Origin of the sequence: Ancylobacter sp. G4_0304, assembly GCF_047501495.1 — a bacterium.
Taxonomy (GTDB): domain Bacteria; phylum Pseudomonadota; class Alphaproteobacteria; order Rhizobiales; family Xanthobacteraceae; genus Ancylobacter.
Genome location: NZ_JAZDRM010000001.1, coordinates 80,310 through 86,779, shown reverse-complemented (window position 1 = coordinate 86,779; position 6,470 = coordinate 80,310). Strand labels below are relative to the sequence as shown.

The following is a 6,470-nucleotide window of genomic DNA, read 5'->3' as shown; positions in this document are numbered from 1 at the left end:
GGGGGGGGGGGGGGGGGGGGGGGCGTGGGTTGGGGGTGCGGGGGGGGTGGTGGGGGGGGCGGGCGGGGGGCGCGCGCCGCCCAACCCCGCCGCCCCCCCCCACGGCGGTGGCCTCGCGCAGCCGCGGCTTGACGCCGAACCCGTCCAGCGCCAGCCGGAACGTCGCCGCGCGGCGGCCGACGCTCGCGGTGCGCTCGGCCTGATCGGTGAAGCCGCGCACCTCGCGCGCCCAGCCCTCCTGCAACAGACCCGCCGGGCTGACGAACAGCAGCCAGTGCGCCCGCGCCGCGCCCGCGCCCTGGCGCAGCCGCGCGCCGAGATCGGCGGGCCCGTGCAGATATTCGCAGCCGGCGGCATCGGCGATTTCGGAAATGCGGGACTCGGCGGGAGGCCCGGCATCGACCAGCAGCACCTCGCGGACAATGCCCGCAGCGGCGCCGGGAACCAGGGAAGCGAGGACCGGAATCAGGAGATTGTCACTCTCGCGCGTGGGAATGACCACTGAAATCACGCGTGCCGCCGCCCTATCGATTCTCCAGCCCTCCGTCACCCGGAAAGCCGTTCCCTGACCTGAAACCTGCCTAACCCACAGGTTTCGCCGCGTATAGCGGGCGGCGCCGCATTTCGACATATGTTCTTGATATGTTCTCACGCGCGGATTAAAAATGGCCGCATGGAACGCCGCATACCGACTCCCCCGACGACCGCCCCCGGCTCGCCCGTGCCGCCCCGCCATCTCGGCCGGCTGGCGCAGGAGCGGCGCGACCGCCGCGAGCGCGAAGCCTTGGAGGCCAAGCGGGCGGCCGCGCCCGACCCGTATCTGGAGGGCGAGATGGCGGTGAACGCGCCTGTCATCGAGACGGAGCGCCGGCGCGGGCGCGGGGCGCTCTCCAATGCGCCGGGCCGTTTTGAGCCGCATGCGCGCGAGAGCTTCGACGATGGCTGGCAGAGTCTTGAGGACCTGCCGCCGTTCCGTGCCAGCGTGACGGTGGAGCGCGCCCGCACCATCATCAACCGCAACCAGTCGCCCGATGTCGGCTTCGACCGTTCGATCAACCCCTATCGCGGCTGCGAGCATGGCTGCGTCTATTGCTTCGCGCGGCCCACCCATTCCTATCAGGGCCTCTCGGCGGGGCTGGATTTCGAAACCAAGCTGTTCGCCAAGCCGGACGCGCCGGAGCTTCTGGTCAAGGAATTGTCCAAGGCCGGCTACGAGCCGCGCACCATCGCGCTCGGCATCAATACCGACGCCTATCAGCCGATCGAGAAGGAGTGGCGGCTGACCCGGCGCATTCTCGAAGTGCTGCGCGATTTCGGCCATCCGGTCGGCATCGTCACCAAATCGGCGCTGGTGCTGCGCGATCTCGACATTCTCGCGCCCATGGCCGAGCGCGGCCTCGCCAAGGTGGCGCTCTCGGTCACCACGCTCGACCACAAGCTGGCGCGCACCATGGAGCCGCGCGCGGCCACCCCGATGCGCCGCATCGAGGCGCTGCGCCGGCTGGCGGAGGCCGGCGTGCCGGCGGCAGTGCTGGTGGCCCCGGTGATTCCGGCCGTGACCGATTCGGAAATGGAGCGCATTCTCGACGCGGCGGCGGGCGCGGGGGCGAGCGAGGCCGGCTATGTCATGCTGCGCCTGCCGCTGGAAATCCGCGACCTGTTCAAGGAATGGCTGCTGGCGCATTTCCCGGACCGCTACCGCCATGTGCTCTCGCTCATCAAGGAACTGCATGGCGGCAAGGAATATGACGCCGCCTTCGGCCAGCGCATGACCGGCTCCGGCCCCTATGCCTGGACCATGGCGCGGCGTTTCGAGATCGCGGCCGAGCGTTTGGGGTTCAACAGGCGCGCCCATCGGCTGACCACGCGCCATTTCCGCCGCCCCGCCCAGCCGGGGCAGCAATTATCGCTGTTCGGGGAGGAGACATGATGCCGCCCGCCATTGACGAGAAGTCGCCCGCCGGCCGCGCCGCGCCCCCGCATCTCGTGCCGGCGCATCCGGTGCCGCCACTGCATCTCTCGCTGGTCACGCTCGGGGTCGGCGATCTCGCCCGCGCGATCGCGTTCTACGAGGCGCTCGGGCTGGAGCGGAAGGTCAAGGGTGCGACCGGCGCCGCGTTCTTCATGGCGGGCGGGGTCGTGCTCTCGCTCTATCCGCGCCACGAGCTGGCGGCCGATGCCGGCGTGCTCGATGGCCGGCACGGCTCCTTTGGCGGCATCGCGCTGGCCTGCAACCGGGCGAGCCGCGCCGAGGTCGACACCACGCTGATCCGCGCCGTGGCCGCCGGAGGCCGGGCGTTGCGCCCGGCGCAGCCGACCTTCTGGGGCGGCTATTCAGGCTATGTCGCGGATCCGGACGGCTATCCGTGGGAGATCGCCCATAATCCCGGCTTCCCGCTCGCCGCGGACGGACGCATCAGCCTGCCGGAGTGAGGCGGGGAGGGAAGGGCGCAGGCTTCACTGGTGTCACCGGCGCGGTGTTCGCCCGCTGAACGGTCGGCTTTCGACGGGACGCAACCGGCGTCACGGCCCGGAGGCCACCCGACGCGCCGCCACCGCCACGCCCCGAGGCTCACCCGCGACCTCGACCCATCGGCCGAAGGGCGAGGACCGCGCCGCTGCCGCGGCCGCAGCTGAAGCCCCTCTCGTTCGGATGGAACATCCCGACGATCGGGAAGTGCCCTGAAGTCAAACGGCCGGAGACATTCCTCTTCGACCGGGTGAGCCCATCTGATCGGGAAATGTTCAACCTCGAACGAAAACGGGCGCGCCGGCATCATGGCCCGCGCGCCCGCTTTTTCAGAAATCCCTGCGCCCCCGGCTCGGGGAACGGCCGCGCCGTCAGTTCGCCAGCAGCGGGGCGAGTTCCTTGTCGAGGTCCTCGGGGCTCATCGCGCCGGGCACCTTCTTGCCGTTGATGAAGAAGGTCGGGGTGGAATCCACGCCGAAATCCTGCGCGCCGCGCTTGGCGCTCTCGTCGATCTCGCCGGCGAGCTTGGTGTCGCTCAGGCAGGCATTGAACTGCTGCTCGGTCATGCCGCTCTGCTTGGCGATAGCCATCAGCGCCTGCGCCGGGTTGTTGCTGAACGCCCAGTTTTTCTGGTTCTCGAACAGGGTCGTCACCATGGGGTAATATTTGTCGTCGCCCGCGCAGCGCGCCAGCATGAAGGCGGCCTTGGCGACGATATCGAGCGGGAACTCGCGCAGGATCAGCTTCACCTTGCCGGTGTCGATGTATTTTTCCTTCAGCACCGGATAGGTGGTGGTGTGGAAATGCGCGCAGTGGCCGCAGGTCATCGAGGCATATTCGACGATGGTCACCGGCGCGTCGGCCTTGCCGAGCACGATGTCCGGCAGCGGGCCGGGGGACATCAGCTTGGCGGCGTCCACGGTCTGGGCTTCGGCCTGGCCGATGAACGACAGCCGGTCGAGGCCGAGGCCGCCCGGGCCGGCCATCGCCACGAGCGCGGCGGCCGTGAGGGCGGCGGCGCCCATCCCTTCGAGGAAGCGGCGGCGATCGATCATGGAAAGTCTCCAACTAAGCGCCGGTCGATCATCGTTGCCGGCATCCGCATCATAGCGCCTACAGGCACGGCGCGATGATGGCAACGGTGGGGCGCTTGAAAGCTTTCTCACCGCTGCGTGAAGTCGCGGCGTCCCGATCCCGCCGTCCTGCCGCCGGCGGGGGCCTCCTCGCGCGCCTTTCCGCGCTCGCGCGCCACCAGCGCGCCGAGCCGGGCCAGCGCGGCGGCAAGTTCGGGGTTCTCGAAGTCACCCAGCCGGTTCGCCACTTGCGCGCATTCGCCCGCGTCCGGCTCGACGAAGCGGCGCGTCTTGGCGCGTGGAGCCGGCACCGGCCCCTGGCGCAGCGCGATCCGCCCGATGCAGCGCCAGCCGAAATACTGGTTCACCCGTTCGATCACGAGGGGCGCCTCGTGCTGGAGCTCGATGGCATAGCCTCCCTCGACCCGCACATGCAGCACGCCGGGTTCCTCGGCCTGCGCCCGCGCGGGCCAGGCCAGCTTGATCGGCAGCGCGCGCGCGGCCAGCGCGTCGCCGACGATATCGGCCCAGCGGGTGACGATCTCCACCGAGGCGATGCCGCGCTGTCGGCAGCTTTCGGCGATCGCGGCGTCGATCAGGTCGGCGAGCGGCCGAGGTGTGGAACGGCGGGGCGCCGGGCGTTGGCTCATGTGGTGGACAGTCCTGTGAAGCGGCCGGCGCGCCCTTGCTCCCGGCCGGTGTCGCGCACAGGTTAGACCATTTTCCGCGAAAGTTGATCGACTTTCGCGATCAGAAAATGCTCCAACTTACTGACTCGGGGCCGCTTTCCAGGCGATCTGGCGAGTATGCCCGATTGGAAATGGCCCGCGCGCCGGGACAAGCCGAGGATCGATATGCCTGCCGCCTCCAGATTAGCAGCACGAGGCCGCCGGCGCGAGCGTGCCCCGCAACCCGCACCGGAGCCGTCCGCCGCCCATCTGCCCGCGCCGTCCCCGGATGCGCTGCTGGCGTGGTACGACCGGCACCGGCGCACGCTGCCGTGGCGCGCCGCCCCGGGCGAGCGGCAGAATCCCTATTGCGTGTTCCTGTCGGAGATCATGCTGCAGCAGACCACGGTGGTGACGGTCCAGCCCTATTATGCCGCCTTCCTCGCGCGCTGGCCGAGTGTGGAGGCGCTGGCGGCGGCGCCGCTGGAAGAGGTGCTCTCGGCCTGGGCCGGGCTCGGCTATTATGCCCGTGCCCGCAATCTGCACGCCTGCGCCCGCGCCGTGGTGGAGCGCCATGGCGGCCGGTTTCCGCCGGACGAGGCGGCGCTGCTCGCCCTGCCGGGCATCGGCCCCTATACCGCCGCCGCCATCGCCTCCATCGCCTTCGACCAGCGCGCTGCCCCGGTGGACGGCAATTGGGAGCGCGTGGTCTCGCGGCTGTTTGCGGTGGAAGAAGCGCTGCCCAAAGCGCGTCCCGCCTTGCGCGCGCTGGCGCAGACCCTGCTGCCGGCGGCGCGTCATGGCGATTTCGCGCAGGCGATGATGGATCTCGGCGCCACGGTCTGCACGCCGCGCAAGCCCGCCTGCATCCTGTGCCCGTTTCGCGGAAGCTGCGCCGCCCATGCCGCCAGCCAGCCGGAGGCCTACCCCGTGAAGGCGGCGAAGGCCGCGCGCCCGACGCGGCACGGCGTCGCCTTTCTCGCGGTCCGGGCGGATGGCGCGGTGCTGGTGCGCACGCGGCCGATGACGGGCCTGCTCGGCGGGATGAGCGAGGTGCCGTCCACCCCGTGGGAAGAGGAGCGGGGCGGCGATCCCGCCGCCTTCGCGCCGCTGCCGGCGCGCTGGGTCGCGCTCAACAGCACGGTGCGCCATGTGTTCAGCCATTTCGCGCTGGAACTGTCGGTATGGAGGGCGGACGTGCCTGCCGCGACCCCGGCCCCGGCCGGCGCGCGCTGGGTGGCGCGCGGGGGCTTTTCGGCCGAAGCGTTTCCGAGCGTCATGGTCAAGGTATTGGAGTATCTCGAATAAAATATGCTGGTCCGGCGAACCGCCGTGCCTTCCGCGCGTTATTCCGGCAACCCCGCAGGACGCGGGTTGATATGGAGAACATCACGATGGGTAGCGCAGCGGATAAGGCCAAGGGCCTCGCCAACGAGGCGGCCGGCAACGTGAAGCAGGGCGTCGGCAAGATGACCGGCTCCAAGAAGATGGAAGCCGAAGGCAAGGTCCAGGAGCTGAAGGGCGAAGCCCAGCAGGCCAAGGGCGAAGCCAAGGAAGCGGTCAAGAAGGCCGCCAATCTCTGAGGCGTTTCGTCTCGATGAAGGCAGGGCCGCTCCCCCAGGGGGCGGCCTTTCGCTTTTTAGGGGTCTCAATCCGCCAGCCGGATATGGCCGGGCAATCCGGCCACGCGGTCGAGCCAGGCACGGATGCCGGGGTAGAGGCCGAGATCGTAGCCGCCTTCCTCCGCCGTGTGGGTGTAGGCATAGAGCGCGATGTCGGCGAGGCTGAACGCCTCTCCCGCCAGCCAGTTATTTGCGGAAAGCCGCGTCTCCATCACGGTGAGCGCCCGGTTGCCGGCGTCCAGCAGCTGCGCCAGCCGCTCCGGTGTCGCCAGCGCGCGGCGCTCCTCATAGATGAACAGCGCGCGGCGCACGGCGATAGCCGGCTCGTGGCTGTACTGCTCGAAGAACAGCCATTCATACATTTTGGCACGGGCATAGGCGTCCGCCGGCACCAGCTTGGTGTTCTCGGCGAGGAACAGCATGATGGCGTTGGATTCAGCGAGGTGCCGGCCATCCTCCAGCCCAAGAGTCGGCAGCTTGCCGATCGGGTTGCGCGCAAGGAAGTCGGGCGCGCGGGTCGAGCCGTCGCGCGAGGACATGCTGACCCGCATCAGGGGCACGCCCAGGTGGGTGGCGGCGAGGCGCACCTTGTAGCTGTTGCCGGAGTCCGGCATGTCGAAAAGCGTAAGCATCGGCG

At 69.7% G+C, this 6,470-nt stretch carries 8 protein-coding genes; 4 read left to right on the top strand and 4 right to left on the bottom strand.

Translation table 11 applies throughout. The annotated features are described in order from the left end of the window. Positions 1-511 (bottom strand): hypothetical protein (locus VRZ77_RS00410; RefSeq protein ID WP_414590733.1); only part of this gene is annotated, 511 nt, incomplete at its 3' end. A gap of 321 nt (positions 512-832) precedes the next feature. On the opposite strand from VRZ77_RS00410, the gene VRZ77_RS00405 reads away from it, so the two are divergent. Next, a complete protein-coding gene (locus VRZ77_RS00405) occupies positions 833-1,930 on the top strand; it encodes a PA0069 family radical SAM protein (protein WP_414590882.1) in 1,098 nt (365 codons plus the stop codon). 71 nt (positions 1,931-2,001) lie between these two features. Further along, positions 2,002-2,433 carry a VOC family protein gene (locus VRZ77_RS00400; RefSeq protein WP_414590881.1) on the top strand — a complete coding sequence of 144 codons (432 nt, stop codon included), beginning with the start codon at positions 2,002-2,004 and terminating at the stop codon, positions 2,431-2,433. Positions 2,434-2,841: 408 nt separating this feature from the next. Here VRZ77_RS00400 and VRZ77_RS00395 read toward each other — a convergent pair whose 3' ends face one another. Then, positions 2,842-3,525, bottom strand: coding sequence for a DsbA family protein (locus VRZ77_RS00395; RefSeq protein ID WP_414590732.1), 684 nt, complete (start codon positions 3,523-3,525; stop codon positions 2,842-2,844). 107 nt (positions 3,526-3,632) lie between these two features. Continuing rightward, complete coding sequence (locus tag VRZ77_RS00390; protein ID WP_414590731.1) at positions 3,633-4,193, bottom strand: DUF721 domain-containing protein; 561 nt, start codon at positions 4,191-4,193, stop codon at positions 3,633-3,635. Between the two features lie 204 nt (positions 4,194-4,397). Here VRZ77_RS00390 and mutY point away from each other — a divergent pair, with 204 nt between their 5' ends. Next, positions 4,398-5,519, top strand: a complete 1,122-nt coding sequence (mutY, locus tag VRZ77_RS00385; RefSeq protein ID WP_414590730.1) for an A/G-specific adenine glycosylase — start codon at positions 4,398-4,400, stop codon at positions 5,517-5,519. A gap of 86 nt (positions 5,520-5,605) precedes the next feature. Beyond that, the gene (locus tag VRZ77_RS00380; protein ID WP_414590729.1) at positions 5,606-5,794 is read left to right on the top strand and encodes a CsbD family protein; all 189 of its coding nucleotides are present in this window, start codon (positions 5,606-5,608) and stop codon (positions 5,792-5,794) included. Positions 5,795-5,859: 65 nt separating this feature from the next. On the opposite strand, the gene VRZ77_RS00375 is transcribed toward VRZ77_RS00380, so the two are convergent. Next, a complete protein-coding gene (locus tag VRZ77_RS00375) occupies positions 5,860-6,465 on the bottom strand; it encodes a glutathione S-transferase family protein (RefSeq protein ID WP_414590728.1) in 606 nt (201 codons plus the stop codon). Between the last annotated feature and the right edge of the window lie 5 nt (positions 6,466-6,470).